Annotated in this window: 12 protein-coding genes and 1 pseudogene; 5 read left to right on the top strand and 8 right to left on the bottom strand. The window is 73.0% G+C overall.

Going from position 1 to position 16,466, the window contains the following annotated elements:
- The first annotated feature begins 46 nt into the window (after positions 1-46).
- The 4 genes from ACFP3R_RS23885 (at position 47) to ACFP3R_RS23870 (ending at position 4,586) form a co-directional block, all read left to right on the top strand.
- Positions 47-2,401: a xanthine dehydrogenase family protein molybdopterin-binding subunit gene (locus ACFP3R_RS23885; protein WP_380638615.1), complete on the top strand. Its 2,355-nt coding sequence runs from the start codon at positions 47-49 to the stop codon at positions 2,399-2,401.
- Positions 2,398-3,246 carry an FAD binding domain-containing protein gene (locus tag ACFP3R_RS23880; RefSeq protein WP_380638614.1) on the top strand — a complete coding sequence of 283 codons (849 nt, stop codon included), beginning with the start codon at positions 2,398-2,400 and terminating at the stop codon, positions 3,244-3,246. The genes ACFP3R_RS23885 and ACFP3R_RS23880 overlap by 4 nt, the downstream gene beginning before the upstream one ends.
- On the top strand, positions 3,243-3,710 hold the full coding sequence (locus ACFP3R_RS23875; protein WP_380638613.1) for a (2Fe-2S)-binding protein: 468 nt from the start codon (positions 3,243-3,245) through the stop codon (positions 3,708-3,710). Before ACFP3R_RS23880 ends, ACFP3R_RS23875 begins: the two co-directional genes overlap by 4 nt.
- Positions 3,711-3,833: 123 nt before the next feature.
- A complete protein-coding gene (locus ACFP3R_RS23870) occupies positions 3,834-4,586 on the top strand; it encodes a hypothetical protein (protein ID WP_380638612.1) in 753 nt (250 codons plus the stop codon).
- On the opposite strand, the gene ACFP3R_RS23865 is transcribed toward ACFP3R_RS23870, so the two are convergent.
- The 4 genes and pseudogenes from ACFP3R_RS23865 to ACFP3R_RS23850 all read right to left on the bottom strand — a co-directional run bounded on the left by ACFP3R_RS23865 (position 4,570) and on the right by ACFP3R_RS23850 (position 10,293).
- The gene (locus ACFP3R_RS23865; protein ID WP_380638611.1) at positions 4,570-8,067 is read right to left on the bottom strand and encodes a hypothetical protein; all 3,498 of its coding nucleotides are present in this window, start codon (positions 8,065-8,067) and stop codon (positions 4,570-4,572) included. The genes ACFP3R_RS23870 and ACFP3R_RS23865 overlap by 17 nt on opposite strands.
- A gap of 163 nt (positions 8,068-8,230) precedes the next feature.
- Positions 8,231-8,497 (bottom strand): hypothetical protein, encoded by a 267-nt coding sequence (locus ACFP3R_RS23860; RefSeq protein ID WP_380638610.1) that lies wholly within the window; start codon positions 8,495-8,497, stop codon positions 8,231-8,233.
- 164 nt (positions 8,498-8,661) lie between these two features.
- A pseudogene (locus ACFP3R_RS23855) lies at positions 8,662-8,992 on the bottom strand (nitroreductase); the annotation flags it as partial.
- Positions 8,993-9,063: 71 nt separating this feature from the next.
- The gene (locus tag ACFP3R_RS23850) at positions 9,064-10,293 is read right to left on the bottom strand and encodes a DUF4032 domain-containing protein (RefSeq protein WP_380638609.1); all 1,230 of its coding nucleotides are present in this window, start codon (positions 10,291-10,293) and stop codon (positions 9,064-9,066) included.
- Positions 10,294-10,592: 299 nt separating this feature from the next.
- On the opposite strand from ACFP3R_RS23850, the gene ACFP3R_RS23845 reads away from it, so the two are divergent.
- Positions 10,593-11,264, top strand: a complete 672-nt coding sequence (locus ACFP3R_RS23845) for a lytic polysaccharide monooxygenase auxiliary activity family 9 protein (protein ID WP_380638608.1) — start codon at positions 10,593-10,595, stop codon at positions 11,262-11,264.
- Positions 11,265-11,363: 99 nt separating this feature from the next.
- Here ACFP3R_RS23845 and ACFP3R_RS23840 read toward each other — a convergent pair whose 3' ends face one another.
- The 4 genes from ACFP3R_RS23840 to ACFP3R_RS23825 form a co-directional block, all read right to left on the bottom strand.
- Positions 11,364-12,917 (bottom strand): pectate lyase family protein, encoded by a 1,554-nt coding sequence (locus ACFP3R_RS23840; protein WP_380638607.1) that lies wholly within the window; start codon positions 12,915-12,917, stop codon positions 11,364-11,366.
- Positions 12,918-13,240: 323 nt separating this feature from the next.
- Positions 13,241-14,251, bottom strand: a complete 1,011-nt coding sequence (locus tag ACFP3R_RS23835) for a pectate lyase family protein (RefSeq protein ID WP_380638606.1) — start codon at positions 14,249-14,251, stop codon at positions 13,241-13,243.
- 10 nt (positions 14,252-14,261) lie between these two features.
- Positions 14,262-15,266, bottom strand: coding sequence for a pectate lyase family protein (locus tag ACFP3R_RS23830; RefSeq protein WP_380638605.1), 1,005 nt, complete (start codon positions 15,264-15,266; stop codon positions 14,262-14,264).
- 11 nt (positions 15,267-15,277) lie between these two features.
- On the bottom strand, positions 15,278-16,312 hold the full coding sequence (locus tag ACFP3R_RS23825) for a pectate lyase family protein (RefSeq protein WP_380638604.1): 1,035 nt from the start codon (positions 16,310-16,312) through the stop codon (positions 15,278-15,280).
- Positions 16,313-16,466 lie beyond the last annotated feature (154 nt).

Below are 16,466 nucleotides of genomic sequence, written 5' to 3'. Positions count from 1 at the left end.
GCCGCGGTGGGACAGTGGCTGCCTGACCTCGGACCCGGGGGGCGGCGTGGGCGAAGGGCTGATCGGCGCGCGGGTGAGCCGCACGGAGGACCCGAGGCTGCTCACCGGTCGCACCCGGTTCCTCGACGACGTGCGGCTGCCGGGGATGCTCGAGGCCGCCGTGCTGCGCAGCACCCTGCCGCACGCCCGCGTGGTGCGCGTGGACACGACCGCCGCGGCCGCGCACCCCGGTGTGTTCGGGGTGGTGACCGGTGCGGACGTGCGGGCCGCGGTCGTGGCGCGGCAGCCGGTCGTGTGGTGGCCCGACCCGGGCGCGCCGATCCCCTCCGGCTACCCGCTCGCGGTGGACGCGGTGCGCTACCCCGGGCAGGGCGTGGCCGCGGTGGCGGCGGTGGACCGGGCGACCGCGGAGGACGCGGCCGAGCTGATCGAGGTCGAGTACGAGCCGCTGCCCGCCGTCACCACGGTGGAGCAGGCGCTGGCGCCGGGGGCGCCCCGCCTGCACGAGGACCTGCCGGACAACGTGGGCGCCCGGGTGCTGGTGGAGAAGGGCGACGTGGCGGCGGCCTTCGCCGAGGCGGAGGTCGTGCTGCGCGAGTCGTTCCGGTTCTCCCGGCAGCTGGGGGCGCCGCTGGAGACGCGGGGCGTGGTGGCGACCTGGGACCCGTTCACCGGGCGGCTGGACGTGTGGCTGTCGACCCAGGCGCCCGAGCTGGTCCGGGAGCTGCTCGGCGAGGTGCTGGGCCTGCCGGTGGGCCGGATCCGCGTGCGGACCCCCGACGTCGGCGGCGGGTTCGGCACCAAGTTCGACTTCTACGGCGAGGAGGTCGTGGCGGCGGTGCTGTCCCGGGTGACCGGTCGGCCGGTGAAGCTCGTCGAGGACCGCCGGGAGAGCTTCGTGGCCAGCTCGCACTCCCGCGAGCAGCGCATCGAGGTCGAGCTGGCGGCGCGGGCCGACGGCACGATCACCGGGATGCGCGGCACCCTGCACGGCGTGCTCGGCGGCGTGGTGGGCTCGGCGGGGCTGTCGCCGTGCTGGACCACGGCGGCGACGATGACCGGCCCGTACGACATCCCGGCCTTCCGGGTGGACGTCGTGGGGGTGTTGACGAACAGGTCGCCCTACGGCTCCTACCGGGGCTACGGGCTGCCCAAGTCCAACTTCGTGCACGAGCACATGGTCGAGGCGCTGGCCCGGCGCCTGGGCGTGGACGCGCACGCCGTGCGGCGGCGCAACTTCATCGCGCCGTCGGCGTTCCCGTACCCGGGCCCGGTCTTCGTGCACGACGGCGGGCGCTACGAGGAGTGCCTGGACCTGTGCCTGGGGGCCGTGGCGCGGGCGGGGTGGGCGGGGTTCGCGGCGGCGGCGCGGGAGCGGGGCGAGGCGGTCGGGATCGGCTACTCCTTCCACACCGAGGTGTCGGCCTTCGGGCCGTCGCGCATCGTCAACCGGGGCGGTCTGCGGCACTCCGGGTTCGACGAGGAGGTGGTGCGGGTCGACTCCACCGGGCACGTGACCGTCCACACCGGGTTGAGCGCGATGGGGCAGGGCATCCACACCGCCCTGGCGCAGGTCGCCGCCCAGTGCCTGGGCGTGCCGCTGGACCACGTCACCGTCATCTCCGGCGACACCGACGCCTGCCCCTACACCGGGTACGGCACCGGGGCGAGCCGCGCGGCGGCCGTCGGCGGCGCGGCGCTGCTCACCGCGGCCACGCGGCTGCGCGCCAAGGTGCTGCGGATCGCCGGGCACGTGCTGGAGGTCTCGCCCGACGACCTGGACGTGGCCGACGGGGTCGTCTCCGTGCGCGGTGTGCCCGGCGCGGCCCTGACGCTGGCCCAGGTGGGCGACGCGGCCTACCGGCGGGTGGACGGCGTGCTGCCCGAGGACGAGACGCCGACGCTGGAGGAGCGCGAGGTCTACGACCCGGTCGACACGGCGACCTCCTACGGCTGCACCGCCGTGCTGGCCTCCGTCGACGTGGAGACCGGCGTGGTGACCCTGCTCGGCCACCTGATCGCGCACGACTGCGGCACCGTGATCAACCCGCTGATCGTGGACGGCCAGCTCCAGGGTGGCGCGGCGCAGGGCATCGGCGGCGCCCTGTTCGAGCAGCTGTCCTACGGGCCCTCCGGCGAGGCGCTGACGCGCTCGTTCACCGACTACCTGCTGCCCACGGCCGTCGAGGTCCCGCCCTTCGGCATCGAGCACATGTCCACGCCCGCCGAGCACGTCCCGGGCGGGTTCAAGGGGATGGGGGAGGCGGGTGTCGTGGGCGCCGGGGCGGCCGTCGCCCACGCGGTGGAGGACGCGCTGTCCGACCGCGGCGTCACCATCACCTCCCTGCCGATCACCCCGCCTGCCCTGCTGGCGGCCATCCGGAAGGGCACCGGCCGGTGAAGGCCGCCCCGTTCGACTACGTGCGCGCCGCCACCGTCGAGGAGGCTGTGGGCGCCCTGTCCGGCGACGGCGCCAGGGCGCTGGCCGGCGGGCAGAGCCTGGTGCCGCTGCTGAACCTGCGGCTGGCCCGGCCCACGACCGTGGTCGACGTCAACCGGCTCGACCTGGACCACCTGCGCCTCTCCGGGACCGACCTGGTGCTGGGCGCCCTGGTCCGGCACCGGCGGGTCGAGACCTCGCCGCTCGTGCGGCGCGAGGTGCCGCTGCTGGCGGAGGCCATGTCCCACGTCGGGCACGTGGCCGTCCGCAACCGCGGCACGGTCGGCGGCAGCGCCGCCCACGCCGACCCGGCCGGGGAACTGCCCGCCGTCTGCGTCGCCCTGGACGCCACCCTCGTCGCCCGGGGCCCCGCCGGGCCGCGCGCGATCGCCGCGCGCGACTTCTTCCTGGGTCCGCACCGCACCGCCCTGGCCCCCGGTGAGCTGCTCGTCGAGGTGCGCCTGCCGGTGCCGCCACCGGGTAGCGGCCACGCCGTGGCCGAGCTGTGCCGCCGCCACAACGACCTCGCCCTGGTCGCCGTCGTCGCCTGCGTCACCGTGTCCGAGGGGACCGTCACCCGGGCCCGCGTCGCCGTCGCGGGCGCCGGACCCACCCCGCTGCGGGCCACCGCCGCCGAGGCCCTGCTGGTCGGCCGCGCCCCCACCGCCGACGCCATCGCCTCGGCCGCCGACGCCGTAGCCGACAGCACCGACCCGCCCGACGACCTCCACGCCCCGGCCACCTACCGCCGCGACATGGCGGCCGTGCTCACCCGCAGAGCCCTCCGACAGGCGGTCGCCCCGTGAAGCTCACCGTCACCCTCACCGTCAACGGCAGGCCGGTCGAGGCGACCTGCGAGCCCCGCCGCACCCTCGCCGACTTCCTGCGCCACGACCTGGGCCTCACCGGCGTCAACGTCGGCTGCGAGCACGGCGCCTGCGGCTCGTGCACCGTCCTGCTCGACGGCGCCACCGCCCGCTCGTGCTGCCTGCTCGCCGCCCAGGTCGACGGGGCGAGCGTCACCACCGTCGAGGGGATGGCCGACAACGGAGCGCTCAGCCCCCTCCAGGAGGCGTTCCGCCGCCACCACGCCCTCCAGTGCGGCTTCTGCACGCCCGGGGTGCTGGCCACCGCCACCGAGCTGCTGCGCGACCACCCCCACCCGACGGAGGCCGAGATCCGCGCCGCCCTGGCGGGCAACCTCTGCCGCTGCACCGGCTACCAGCACATCGTCGACGCCGTCAGGGCCGTCGCCGAGTCGTCGGACTGACGCCTCGACCGGACCGGGGGAGGTGTTCGCGGTGGTGACGCCCCGGGCGTCGACCCCGGCGGGCTCCCCGCGGAACCGGACGCCCTGGCCGCGCTGTACCGCAGCCTGGTCGCCGGGCGGCGGATGCTGGTGCTGCTGGACAACGCCGCCACCACCGACCAGGTCGCACCGCTGCCGCTGGGCAGCGCGTCCTGCACCGTGCTGGTCACCGGCCGCACCACCCTGCCCGCCCTGATCGACCGGCACGGCGCCCGCCACCTGTCCCTGGGCGTGCCCACCCACACCGAGGTCCGCGACCTGCCGGCCCTGCGCCTCGGGGAGGAGCGGATCGCCGCCGAACCCGGGGTGACCGACGAGCTGATCGGGCTGTGCGGGCGTCACCCGCCGGCCCTGGCGATCACCGCCCGCCACGCCGCCACCCGCCCCGCCATCCCGCCGGCCGAGTTCGCCGCCGAACTGCGGGACCTCGGCCTGGACGTCCTCGACGACGACAACGACAACGACGACGACAACGACAACGACGACGACCCCGCCGCGACGACGTGGCCGTGTGGCGGACCGCCACCGACTCCGCCGGCCACCTGCCCGACCCCACCCACCGCACCCTCGCGTACCGCTTCCTCGGCCACCCCCACGCCGCCCTCGGCCACCACGACGAGGCCCGCGCGGCCTGGCGGGAAGCCCTGGAGCTGTACCGCGACCAGGGCCGCGACGCCGACGCCGACCGCGTCCGGCGGCAACTCGACGCCCTCGACCCGACAGCGGAACCGGACGCGGACGCGCGGAACGGGTGAGCGAGCGGGCAGATCGGCCCCGATCAGGCCCGGTCCGGCCCGCCCGACCACCACCGCCGCCGCCCTCAGCGCACCGGGATGATCGCCCGCACCTGGAACACCCCGTCCGCCCCCACCTCGATCACCGGCAGCTGCCGCCCGACCGCGTTGCCGGTGGTGGCGTCCAGCGTGAACGGACCACCCGCGCCGCGCACCTGGTTGCGCTCGCGGTCGGAGCGCACCAGCTCCGCCCGCACGCTCCGGCGCGTCGGCGCCTCACCCGACTTCAACCCCACCGCGGCGCGGTTGACCACGTCGACCATCGCCAGCAACGCGTCGTGCATCATCACGCCCCAGCCGTCGGCCAGGTCGGCGGTGGTGAAGCCCAGTTCCTCGAACCTCGCGGTGAGCTGGTCGAACTCGGTGATGCCCATCTGCCGCGCCGCGGCCGGGTCCACGTGCGGGGCGTAGACGACGGCCAGGGGCGGCTGCTCCGGCCGGGGCCGCAGGTCGTCCCTGGTGCGCAGCATCGACGCGTCGGAGCCGGAGACCAGCGTGATGGGCCGGTCCAGCGCGCAGGTGCGTCGCCGCAGGTTGCTGATCAGGTCGTCGAGCAGCACCGCGCGACCGGCGTAGAGCACCGTGTCCAGGGCGTCGTCGCTGCACAGGTCCTTGGTGATCTGGTTGAACTGGTTGTCCAGCGTCGCCTCGGTGTCGAACGGGTTCTCCACGGTGATCGCCAGCCTGCCGCTCGCCCCGGCCGCCTTGAACTCCTCGTGCAGCGTGGAGGTGTAGAGGTCGTCCTCGTTGTCGTCGTAGACGAGCATCGCCCGCCCGACGCCGCGCCCGGCCAGGTAGTCGGTCAGCACCGCGATCTGGTTGCCGGTGGTGGAGTTGACCCGCGCGAAACCCCTGATGTAGCGGGTGGGCTCGCCCGGCTGCGCGGTCGGCTCGACCTGGAACCCGGTCGCGGTGATCACCGAGGCGATCATCGGGACGTCGGCCTCCGCGAGCGCGCGGGCCGTGTGCTGGGCGTTGGTGGTGCTCTGGCCGACCCCGACCACGCCGACCAGCCGCTGCTCGTCGGCCAGTTCGACCAGCTGGTCCACCACCCGGCGCCACTCCTGCTGCGTGCTGCCGGGGTTGGCCAGCAGCAACCGGACCTTCGGCTCGCGCTTGTCCTGGTTCGCGGTCAGCTGGGCGACGTGGGCGCCCTCCAGCTGGGCGCGGACCCGCTCCCACGTCACGCTGCCCACCTCGGTGGGCAGCAGCGGCGTCAGGACGGCGACCGTGACGTGCGACTGCCCGGCCACGCGCTCGTTCTCCGCCAGGATCCGCCCCTGCACGTCGGCCAGCCGGTCGTCGAACACGTAGGACCCGTCGGTGACGCCCACGCACTCGCCGCCCCGGTCGTGGACGCCCTCGCCGCACCGGGTGAACAGGTTCAGGCCGACCACCACCGAGGCCCCGACCACCACCACCAGCGCCGCGGCGAGCGCCGCCAGCCTGACCCGCGCGGCGCGCCGGGCGCCCCGGGGCGTCGGCGGCGTGAAGTCGAGCTCCTCCGGCCTGGTCGAGGCCCGGCGGCGCGGACCCCGGCTCGTCGACGGGGTGTCGCCCGCCTCGGCCCTGGCCTCCAGCAGCGCGGCGGCCTTGAGGAAGTCGTTGCGCGCCACGCCCGGCTGCTGCGCCAGCGTCTTCAGGTCCCACGCCGCGCTGGTCCACAGCTCCGCGCGGTTCGCCGTGGACAGCGGGTCGTTGGCGGCCCACAGCGCCGCCACCACGCGGGTGATCGTCCGCCCCGGCTCCGCCGCGGGCGCGGTGAGGCCGGCCGCGGCCAGCACCCGACCGGGGTCGGTCTCGTCGGTGTCCAGGTCGTTGGGCGCGGCGGTGACGGCGTCGAGCGCGGCGAACCACGCCCGCGAGTCGGGCAGCAGCCCCTCCAGCCACCGCACCACCGCGTCCACGTCCCGCAGCGCCAGCGCGTGGTAGTGGCGGTCGGACTCCCGGCCGTGCTCCCGCAGCCAGCTGTGCGCCGCGGCCCACCGCGCGGGGTCGGCGGCCAGGCGGCGCAGCAGCAGGTGCCGCAACGCGGGCAGCAGCACCACGCGGCCCTCGTCGGCCCGACCGGGGTCGGCGGGCGGCCCGTCGCCCGCCCGCGGCACCGGCCGGCCCGGGTCGCGGACCTGGAGCGCGTCGGGCACCGGGCCCGCGCCGCCGCGCGAGGACGGCACCAGGTCGCTGCCCGTCAGCTCGTCGGCCTGCTCCACGTCCCGGGCGGCGGCGCACGCCTCCAGCTCGGCCAGCGCCTCGGGGGACGCGGCACCGAGCAGCTCGCGCCGCAACCGCGCCTCGACCGTGACCGGGTCCTTGTCGACCGGGCCGCGCCACCGCGCGCCCAGCAGCCGCTTCACCGACGTGTCCTCACCGGTGTGGTCGCCGACGGCCTTCACCACCACGGCGGTGGCGGCGGGGTGGCCCCTGGTGAAGCGGTACACCTCGGCGGCGACCGCGCGGTGCGCGTTGAGGCGCGGACCGGCGACGTCGGCCACCATGTCCTTGACCTCGTCCAGGGTCAGGTCGCGCAGCGCCACCGGGTAGGAGTCGCTCTCGTACTCGCCCTGCCTGCGCGCCAGGTAGTCCTCGTAGCCCGCCTCCTCGGCGAACGGGATCTCGCCGTCCGGCTCCACGTGCCGGGCCACGCCGCCCGCGCTGGTGGCGACCACGGTCAACGGGTCGGGCTCGCCGCGGCGGGCGTCGGTCAGCGCGCGGTAGAGCAGGCGACCGGGCTTGGTGTCGACGTCGTCCAGCAGCAGCACGCAGTTCAGCGACCACGCGCGGGCCCCGCGACCCCGGCCGAACGCGGCCCGCAGGTCGGCCAGGAACGCCGCCCACAGCAGCTCGGTGGCCTCCTTGCGGTCGGCCTCGCCCGCGTCGTCGCGGGTCAGCAGGTTGAGCCGGGCCAGCTCGTCGTACGCCTTGTCGCCCGCGCCGTACCACTCCAGGCCCTCGCCCAGCACGACGCGGCGACCGTGCCGCCACGACACCAGGCCGTCCAGCACGAGGTTCGGCGCGTACCGCGCGGCCGTGGCCACCCCCGGCACGGCGCCCACCCCCGGCACCGCGCCGGCGAGGTCCTGTGCCAGGTTGTCCAGGAACGTCCGCAGCTGGTCGACGCGCCGGGCGTTCTCCAGCGCCTCCCGGATGCGTAATCGGGCGGCGTGGCCCAGGGTGTCGACCTGCGCGGAGATGGCGACCTGGGCGGTGACGAAACGCGGGAACGGGATCGAGCCGTACCCGGCGGCGTTGCGGTTGAGGTCGAACGCCAGCAGCGGCAGCACCTCCCAGGCCGTGCTGCTGCCCAGCTCGCCGCAGTTGACGCGCGCGTGGGGGACCGCGCCGCGCAGCCGGCTCTCCAGGGAGTCGAGCAGCGCGGTCCGGCCGCAGCCCTTCGGCCCGGTGAAGATCAGGACCGGGGTGCGGCGCGTGGTCGGCCGCCCCTTCGGCTCGGGCCGGGTCGCGAACTCCCGCACCAGGGCGGTGGCCCGGTCCCTGCCGTGCAGGTTGAACGGGTCGTCAGGCATGGTGAACCCCCACACGAACGAGCGCGAGCAGACATGATCTCGCTCCACCGCGGTCGTGTCACGGCTTTCGGCGCACTACCACGCCCGTGGGCGATCGCCCTCCGCTCCGGCCCCCGCCCGGTCGGGGCGGGTGGTGCGCCACCGGGGCGGCGCACCACCGCCGTCACCTCAAGGGCTCGACGTACCTGCCGTCGAGGTGCAGGCTGCTCTTGGCCGCCAGCCCGGAGTAGGCGTAGTCGACCTTGATCTTCGCCGGCACCCCGCCCACCTGGAAGTCGATCTCCTTCCTGGTGAACCACAGGCGCCCGTCGCCCACCTGCTCGCCGTCGACGGACACCAGGATCTTGCCGGTCATCGAGCTGTGGTCGATCTCGACCTCGTGCTCGCGCTCGGCCACCGTGACACGCCAGACGTGGTCTGCTTCGCTCATCTCGAACCCCTGTCTCGTCCCAAGTGGGGTTCACCTACCCGATGCCGTTCGACCTCACACCTGGCCCGTCGGGCCGCGGTCGGCACGCGCGCGGCTCCTCCACCAGGGCGAGCGGACAGCGCGCCCCGCCGTGCGGGCCGGTCGGTCCACCTCCTGCGCCCGGCGCAGCTGTGCAGCCCTTCGCCGCGCAGCAGCAGCATGGCGGTTTGCAGGTACATGCCGATGTCGGACCACTGGGCCGGCCCCATGTCGCGGTCGGTGTAGCAGAACAGCGCGGCGGGCGCGCCGAAGCAGTCCCAGTTCCCGGCCGCGGCCCGCCGGCGCGCCTCCACGTCCCCGCGCGAGATGCCCAGCGCGCCGTAGCGCTGCGCGGCGAAGGCCGACTGGCGCTCGCGGTAAGGGGGACTTCAGCCCGGCCGGGTACATCTCGTACTCCCGCTCGTCCCAGGCGTCGGCCGCGGCCACGCGCTCGCCGGCCCGCCGCTTCAGCTCGGCCGGCGCCGCGCGGCCGACCTCCGACCCCGGCGGCGGGCGGGGGAGACGTCCACGGGACGCCCCACCCGGAGTCAGCCCACCAGGTCGTCCTCGTCGGCCTCCTGGTCCCCGTCCTGGTGGGGCAGCACGGTGGCCAGGTAGGAGTGCAGCGCCGCGGTCGTGCCCACGTCGCGCCCCGCGTCCTCGGACAGGTACCAGCGGTGCACCAGCACCTCGTGGAACAGCTCCGCCGGGGCCAGCACGCCGAGCAGGTCGGGCGGCACGGCCGCCACCACCGGGTCGTACACCTCGCTGCGCCACAGGTGGCCCGCGGTGGCCTCGGGCACCGGGCGGCCGTCGCGCTGCTCCAGGTAGGCGCGGAACGAGCGCAGGTCGTTGAGCAGGCGGCGGGCCTGGTTCTCCTGGGCCTCCAGGCCGGTGAGGCGGAACAGCTCGCGGCGGTGCTGGCCGCTCTCGGCGACCCGGATGTCCACCCGCAGCCGGGCTCCGCCCCCGGAGGTGATCAGCTCCACCTCGCCGACGTCGAAGCCCAGGTCGTTGAGGCGGCGCAGGCGCTCGGCGACGCGGTAGCGCTGCTCGTCCAGCCGGAACGACTCCTCGCGGGTGACCTCGTCCCACAGCGCCCCGTAGCGGCGCGGCACGCTGTCGGACACCTCGATCGGGTCCAGCTCGGGGGGCAGCAGGCCGCCCGCCTGGAGGTCCATCAGCTCACCGCCGATGCGCTCGCGCGCCAGGTCCACGTCGTGGTGGCGCTGGCCGTCGGACAGCCGGGGGTGCCGCTCCACGGTCTCGGCGTCGACCAGGTGGGCGGCGAGCTTGCCCGCGTCCAGCCGGAACAGGGTGTTCGACAGCGAGCAGTCGCCCCAGAACGTGCCCGACAGGTGCAGCCGCACCAGCAGCTCCACCAGCGTGTCGACCAGGCGGTCGGCCGAGTGGTCGTCGCCGCGCGGGCTGGAGAACAGGTACCGGTAGGACATCGAGTGCTCCAGGTACCGGGTGACCAGGACGGCCTGCTGGTCGTCCGGGCGGTCCACGCACAGCCCCAGCACCGACACCGCCGGCATCCCCTCGTGCTCCAGCTCGCCCAGCACCGCGTACTCGTGGCGGGCCAGCCGCTCGGAGATCTCCTTGAGCGCGTAGACCCGACCGTCGCTGGTCACGAACCGCACGACGTGCCGGGAGATGCCCCGCTGCGGCACGGTGAGCAGCAGGTCCTCGTCCCACTCCTCCAGCGGCCGCGCCCAGGGCAGCGACAGCAGGCCGGTCGCCTCGGTGGCGGGCGGGCGGAACAGGAAGCGCATCGGGTCCTCCCGTCGTGCGTGGACGAGCGGAAGGTACCCGTCGCCGGTGGCCGGCCGGGGTGTGTGACTGCTCACCGGCGTCCCGGTGCGCGTCGGCCGGCTCCACCGGCGGCGCGCCGGGGAGGGGGCCGGTGCCGACCGCGGGGGAGTGGAAAGGGCTTTCGTCGAACGCGCACGTCGAATGCCGTCGAACGTGAACCGCTTGTGGGACAACACTTCCCATCTCCGCGCACGGCTGGTTACAGTGCGATTTGGGAGCGCTCCCAAAATATGTGGTCATCCTCAACGAGGAGGAGAGAGTGGCGCTCAAAGCCATCCCCGCGAGAAAGAACCTGCTCGCCCGCGCCTCCGCGACGGTCGCCGCCGTCGCCGGGCTGCTGGCGGGTGTGCTCACCGGTGTCGCCGACGCGCACGGCTCCACCACCGACCCGCCCTCGCGCAACTACGGCTGCTGGCAGCGCTGGGGCAGCGACTTCCAGAACCCGTCCATGGCCCAGCAGGACCCGATGTGCTGGCAGGCGTGGCAGGCCGACACCAACGCGATGTGGAACTGGAACGGCCTGTACCGCGAGGGCGTGGCGGGCAACCACCAGGGCCAGATCCCGAACGGCCAGCTGTGCAGCGGCGGCCGGACCGGCGGTATGCGGTACGCGGCGCTGGACAACCCCGGCCAGTGGAAGGCCGTGACCAAGTCGCGGCAGTTCACCCTGACCATCACCGACCAGGCCCGCCACGGTGCCGACTACCTGCGGGTCTACGTCACCAAGCAGGGCTTCAACCCCACCACCCAGGCCCTGGGGTGGAACAACCTGGACCTGCTCACCACCACCGGTCGCTACGCGCCGGCGGGGCAGTACCAGGTGGCGGTGAACGCGGGCAGCCGCACCGGCCGCCACGTCGTGTACGTGATCTGGCAGGCCAGTCACTCGGACCAGTCGTACTACTTCTGCTCGGACGTCGTCCTCCAGTAGGGCGACCGCGATCGGCGGACCACGACGGCCCCTCGGCACCGCACCGGAGTGCGGGGCGAGGGGCCGTCGGTCGTGCCCGGTCGTCGTTCGGCGGCCCGCCTAGCAGGTGCCGTTCGACTCCTTCATGCCGTTGTTGGCGCCCGCCGTGCGGCTGACGATGCCCGGCACGCAGGTGGTCTGGTCGAGCGAGTAGGCGTAGGGGATGGACACCGTGGTCGTCGACCTGACGTCGGGGCCGGCGGGGTTGGTGTCGCTGCCGGGGGCCGACCAGGTCACGTTGTCGAAGATGTTCCCGCTGACCTGCCAGTACCCGGCCTCGCTGGTGTAGAAGGTGCCGAGGGCGTCGTGGACGTCCTTGAAGTAGTTGTTCTCCACCTTCGCCCTGGCCCCGGCGCGGGAGTTGATCCCGGACTCGTGGATGTCGACGTAGTGGTTGTTGTACATGTGGCCGATGCCGCCGCGCAGCAGCGGGGTCCGCGAGTCGATGTTCTCGTAGAGGTTGTGGTGGTAGGTGACGAACCCGTTGGAGCGGTCGCTCTCGCTGGACCCGACCAGCCCGCCGCGACCGGAGTTGCGCAGGGTGCTGTAGGACAGGGTCACGTACTGGGTGTCGTCCTTCATGTCGAACAGGCCGTCGAAGCCCTCCGACTCGCCGCCCGAGGCCAGCAGGGTGGTGTGGTCGACCCAGACGTTGCGGACGCTGCTCTCCATGCCGATGGCGTCACCGCCGTTGGAGGTGGGCGAGCCCGACTTCTTGACGTTGCGGATGGTCACGTTGCGGATGATGATGTTGCGGGAATCGCGGATGTGGATGCCGAGCTGGTCGAACACCGCCCCGCTGCCGACGCCGATGATGGTGACGTTGCTGATCTGCTTGAGCTCGATGACACCGGCGGCGGTCGAGCAGCTGTCGCCCGAGACCTTCGTGGTGTTGCCGTGGTTGATGGTGCCCTCGACCTCGATGGTGATCGGGGTCGAGCTGCTGGCCCGGCCGCACAGGGCCTGGTGGATCTGGGTCCCGGAGGTGGCCCGCACCGTCGCCCCGCCCCGGCCGCCGGTGGTCCCGCCGTTCTGGGACGCGTAGCCGGTCGCGGTGCCCGTGGGCGGGTTCTGGTTCGACGTCGTGGTGGTCGTGGTAGTGGAGGTCGTCGACGTCGTGGTGGAGGTCGACGTGGAGGTGGACGTCGCCGTGGACGTCGTGGTGGAGGTGCCGGTGGTGGAGCCGGTGCACGTGACGCCGTTGAGCCTGAACGAGCTCGGCACGGGGTTGGACCCGGTCCACGAGCCGTTGAAGCCCGGCGTGACCGACGCGCCCGTGCCCAACGCCCCGTTGTAGCTCGCGTTGCGCACCGTCACCGCACCGCCCGACTGGGAGAACTCCCCACCCCACATCTGCGTGACCTGCTGCCCGGCGGCGAACGACCACTCCAGCGTCCACCCCGACAGCGCGTCACCCAGGTTCGTCACCGTGACGTTCGCACCGAAACCACCCTGCCACTGGTTCGTCACGCTGTAGTCGACCCGGCACCCGACCGCCGCATTGGCATTGGTGCCGGCCGCCATCACCAGGCCCCCGGTCACAGTCGCCACCGACACCGCCGCGGCGATACCGGCGATCCGGCTCCTCCTGCGTTCACCAATGCGCTCACCCATGCGTCGCCTCCTTGCGAACAGCACTCCTGGACAGCGGTCCCCCACGGCCCCGACCACCACCGACTGGCGGTATCAGCGGTGGTCACAGACTCTGGGAACGCTCCCAGGGAGCATTGCGCAAGTATGCGCAGCTGGCAAGAACATTCATGTCGATGAACCGGCGGCCGGAGAGAGAGGCGCGCCGCACGATTTTTTCGCGGCCCACCCATTCACGGACGTGAACGAAAAGAGGTGCGGAACGGCCACCCGTTCCGCACCTCCGCGATGACCGACGACCGGGAACGCCCCGGCCCGCACGAGCCGGGGCTGGGCGTCCCGCGGACCTACACCCTGCCGACGCCCGCGCCCGCGGTGACCAGCGAGGGCACCGAGGAGGCGGGGTCCAACGCGTAGGCGTAGTAGGTGCGCGGCTCCACCACGGTGCCCAGGGTCTGCGGCGCCCCGGAGTTGACGTAGGCGTTGTTGCGCTCGACCACGCGCCCCGGCCCGCTCTTGTCGTAGCCGGACAGGATCGGCTTGGCCACGTTCTCGAAGTAGTTGCCCTCGACCACCACGCCCGCGTCTTCCGTGGACGCCACGCCGTAGAGCGCGTTGCCCCGGTAGTAGTTGTTGTAGACGTGCACGGGCTCGCCGAACCGGACGCGGGGGTGCCGCTGGTCGGTGCGGTCGAAGAAGTTGTGGTGGTAGGTGACCCGCAGCTTGCCCCGGTCGGCCGTGTAGGTGTCGGAGTGGCCGAGCAGGGCGGCCTTGCTGTGGTCGTGGAAGTGGTTCCAGGAGATCGTCACGTAGTCGGACTCCCGCTTGACGTCCAGCAGGCCGTCGTAGCCGCGCGAGAGGTCGCAGTGGTCGATCCACACGTGGTGCGCCTTGTTGGTGACGCTGATCGAGTCGTCGGACGCGTCGGTGAACCGCAGGTTGCGGATGATCACGTTGTTGCCGGGGCGGGTGGTGGAGCCGAGCTGGAGCCCGCCGCCGGTGATCTCCGAGCTCGACCCGACGCCCAGGATCGTCTTGTTCGCGACCACGGTCAGCATGTCGTCGCCGACCTGGACACGGCCGGAGACGGTGATGACGTAGGGCTCCTTGCGGCCCACGTAGTCGGCCAGGGCGTCGGCGGTGGTCACGGTGACCGCCTGGCCGCCCGCGCCGCCGGTGGTGCCGTTGAGGCCCAGGGCGTTGACCGAGGCGAAGCCGTCGGCGACGGCGAGCGCCGAGGGGTGCTGGTGCGGGGTGGGGTAGGCGCTGGCGCTGGCGCCGGCGTTGCGCGGTGCGGTGGCGGCGAAGGCGGCCAGCGCCGAGCCGGCGAGCAGTCGTCGGCGGTTCAACGGGCTCATCGTCCCCTCCTCAGATCCGGCCCACGCCGACACCGGCGGGCACGGTGGTCCGCAGGTTCGCGGCGTTGTCGGGCGTGTAGGCGTAGTAGGTGCGCGGCTCGACCACGGAGCCGAGCGTCTCCGGGGTGCCGGAGTTGACGTAGACGTTGTTGCGCTCGACCACGCGCCCCGGCCCGCTCTCGTCGTAGCCGGAGTAGATCGGGAAGGGCACGTTCTCGAAGTAGTTGTGCTCCACCAGCACGCCCGCGTTCTCGGTGGACGCCACGCCGTAGAGCGCGTTGTTCCGGAAGTAGTTGTTGTAGACGTGGATGGGCTCGCCGAAGCGGACGCGGGGGTGCCGCTGGGCGGTGGCGTTGAAGTAGTTGTGGTGGAACGTGGTGCGCAGCTTGCCGGTGTCCGGGCCCGAGTTGGAGTCGGAGTGGCCGAGCAGCGCGGTCTTGCTGTGGTCGTGGAAGTGGCACCACGACACGGTGATCAGGTCCGCCCCGCGCACGATGTCGATCAGGCCGTCCGCGCCGCCGCTGAGGTCGCAGTGGTCGATCCAGATGTGGTGCGAGGACTGCTGGACGCTGATCGCGTCGTCGTCGGCCCCGGTGAACCGGAGGTTCCGGATGATCACGTTCTGCCGGCGGTACATGTCCAGGCCGCCGCCGTTGATCTCGGCGCCGGGCAGGCCGATGACGGTCTTGTTCGACCGCAGGGCCTGCTTGCTGCTGAACCGCATGATGCCGTCGACCTGGATGATGTAGGGCTCGTTGCGGTCGCAGTAGTCCAGGAACGTTTCGGTGTCCCGCACGGTGACCACGGGACCGCCCGCGCCGCCGGTGGTGCCGTTCTGGCCGAGCAGGTTGGTGCCCGCGAAGCCGTCGGCGGTGGCGAACGGCGCGGCCCACACCGGGTTGGTGGTGGTCGCGGGCCTGGTCGCGGGCTTGGCGGCGGCGACCGTGGCGCTCGCGGCGGTCAGGGCGGTGGCGGCGGCGCCCGCGAGGAGGCCGCGCCTGCTGATGGGGCTCATGGCCGGTCCTCTCAGATCCTGCCGACGCCCGCGCCCGCGGGCACGACGGTCGGCACCTCGGCGGCGCGGTGGAGCGTGTAGGCGTAGTAGGTGCGCGGCTCGACCACGCTGCCGCGCGTCTCGATCTCGTGGTTGCAGTCGACCAGGATGTTGTCGCGCTGCACCATGCGGCCCAGGTCGCCGCTGAAGTCCACCCGACCGGGGTTGTTCACGCTGTAGAAGTAGTTGCCCTCCAGCACCACCCCGGCGTTCATCGCCGACGCCACGCCGTAGCTGTTGTCCCGGTAGTAGTTGTTGTAGACGTGCACCGACTCGCCGAACCGGACGCGCGGGTTGCGCTGGTCCGAACCGTCGAAGTAGTTGTGGTGGTAGGTCACCCGCAAGCGGCCGATGTCCTGCGCGCCGTTGTCGTCGTCGTGACCGAGCAGCAACGTCTTGTCGTGGTCGTGGAACCTGTTCCAGGAGACCGTCACGAAATCGGAGCCGCGCTTGATGTCGACCGCGCCGTCATCGCCGTTGGAGAAGTCGTTGTGGTCGATCCAGATGTGGTGGCTGAACATCTGCACGTTGATCAGGTCGTCGGTCGCACCGGAGATGGAGAGGTTCCGGATGATCACGTTGTGCACGGCGTTGGCCGGGGGAGAGGTCACGTCGTCGTCCACCGGCAGGCCGATGTTGAGCCCGCCGCCGACCAGCCGGGCGTCGGTCCCCAGACCGATGACGGTCTTGTCCGAGGACACGTCGTGCATCCCGTCCGAGCTGCCGGTCGGCAGCGTGATGGTGCCCTTGACCTGCACGACCAGCGGACCGGACCGGGAGATGTAGTCCAGGAACTGGGCCGGCGTGGTCGCGGTGACCACCGCGCCGCCCGCGCCGCCGGTGGTGCCGTTCTGGCCGAGCGCGGAGACCGAGGCGAAGCCGTCGGCGGACGTGGCGGCCAGGGCGGGGGCCGCGCCGGGCGCGGTGAGCGGGGAGGCGACCAGGACCGCGGCGGCGATGACCGCGGCCCGGGGCAGGGCGCGCCTGTTCCCGGCAGTTGTGCGCATGGGTTTTTTCCTTTCCCGACAGGAGTCAGGCGAGGGGCAGGGAAAGTGATTCTCATCGCACCGTAAGAGGTGTGTTCCGCACATGTCAACGCCGGATTTCCGGTTCACATATGTGGTTGTTTCAGGGGGTGGTCCTGTTCACATATGTGTTCTA

The organism is Saccharothrix lopnurensis, assembly GCF_042658445.1.
GTDB classification, from domain to species: domain Bacteria; phylum Actinomycetota; class Actinomycetes; order Mycobacteriales; family Pseudonocardiaceae; genus Actinosynnema; species Actinosynnema lopnurensis.
Note: the sequence above shows the minus strand (reverse complement) of the source record. Positions and strands in the feature narration are given on the sequence as shown.

Coding starts and splice junctions, on each gene's coding strand:
- ACFP3R_RS23870 (WP_380638612.1), top strand. CDS start 3,834: ATGCTGGTGCTGCTGGACAACGCCGCCACCACCGACCAGGTCGCACCG.
- ACFP3R_RS23865 (WP_380638611.1), bottom strand. CDS start 8,067: ATGCCTGACGACCCGTTCAACCTGCACGGCAGGGACCGGGCCACCGCC.
- ACFP3R_RS23860 (WP_380638610.1), bottom strand. CDS start 8,497: ATGAGCGAAGCAGACCACGTCTGGCGTGTCACGGTGGCCGAGCGCGAG.
- ACFP3R_RS23850 (WP_380638609.1), bottom strand. CDS start 10,293: ATGCGCTTCCTGTTCCGCCCGCCCGCCACCGAGGCGACCGGCCTGCTG.
- ACFP3R_RS23840 (WP_380638607.1), bottom strand. CDS start 12,917: ATGGGTGAGCGCATTGGTGAACGCAGGAGGAGCCGGATCGCCGGTATC.
- ACFP3R_RS23835 (WP_380638606.1), bottom strand. CDS start 14,251: ATGAGCCCGTTGAACCGCCGACGACTGCTCGCCGGCTCGGCGCTGGCC.
- ACFP3R_RS23830 (WP_380638605.1), bottom strand. CDS start 15,266: ATGAGCCCCATCAGCAGGCGCGGCCTCCTCGCGGGCGCCGCCGCCACC.
- ACFP3R_RS23825 (WP_380638604.1), bottom strand. CDS start 16,312: ATGCGCACAACTGCCGGGAACAGGCGCGCCCTGCCCCGGGCCGCGGTC.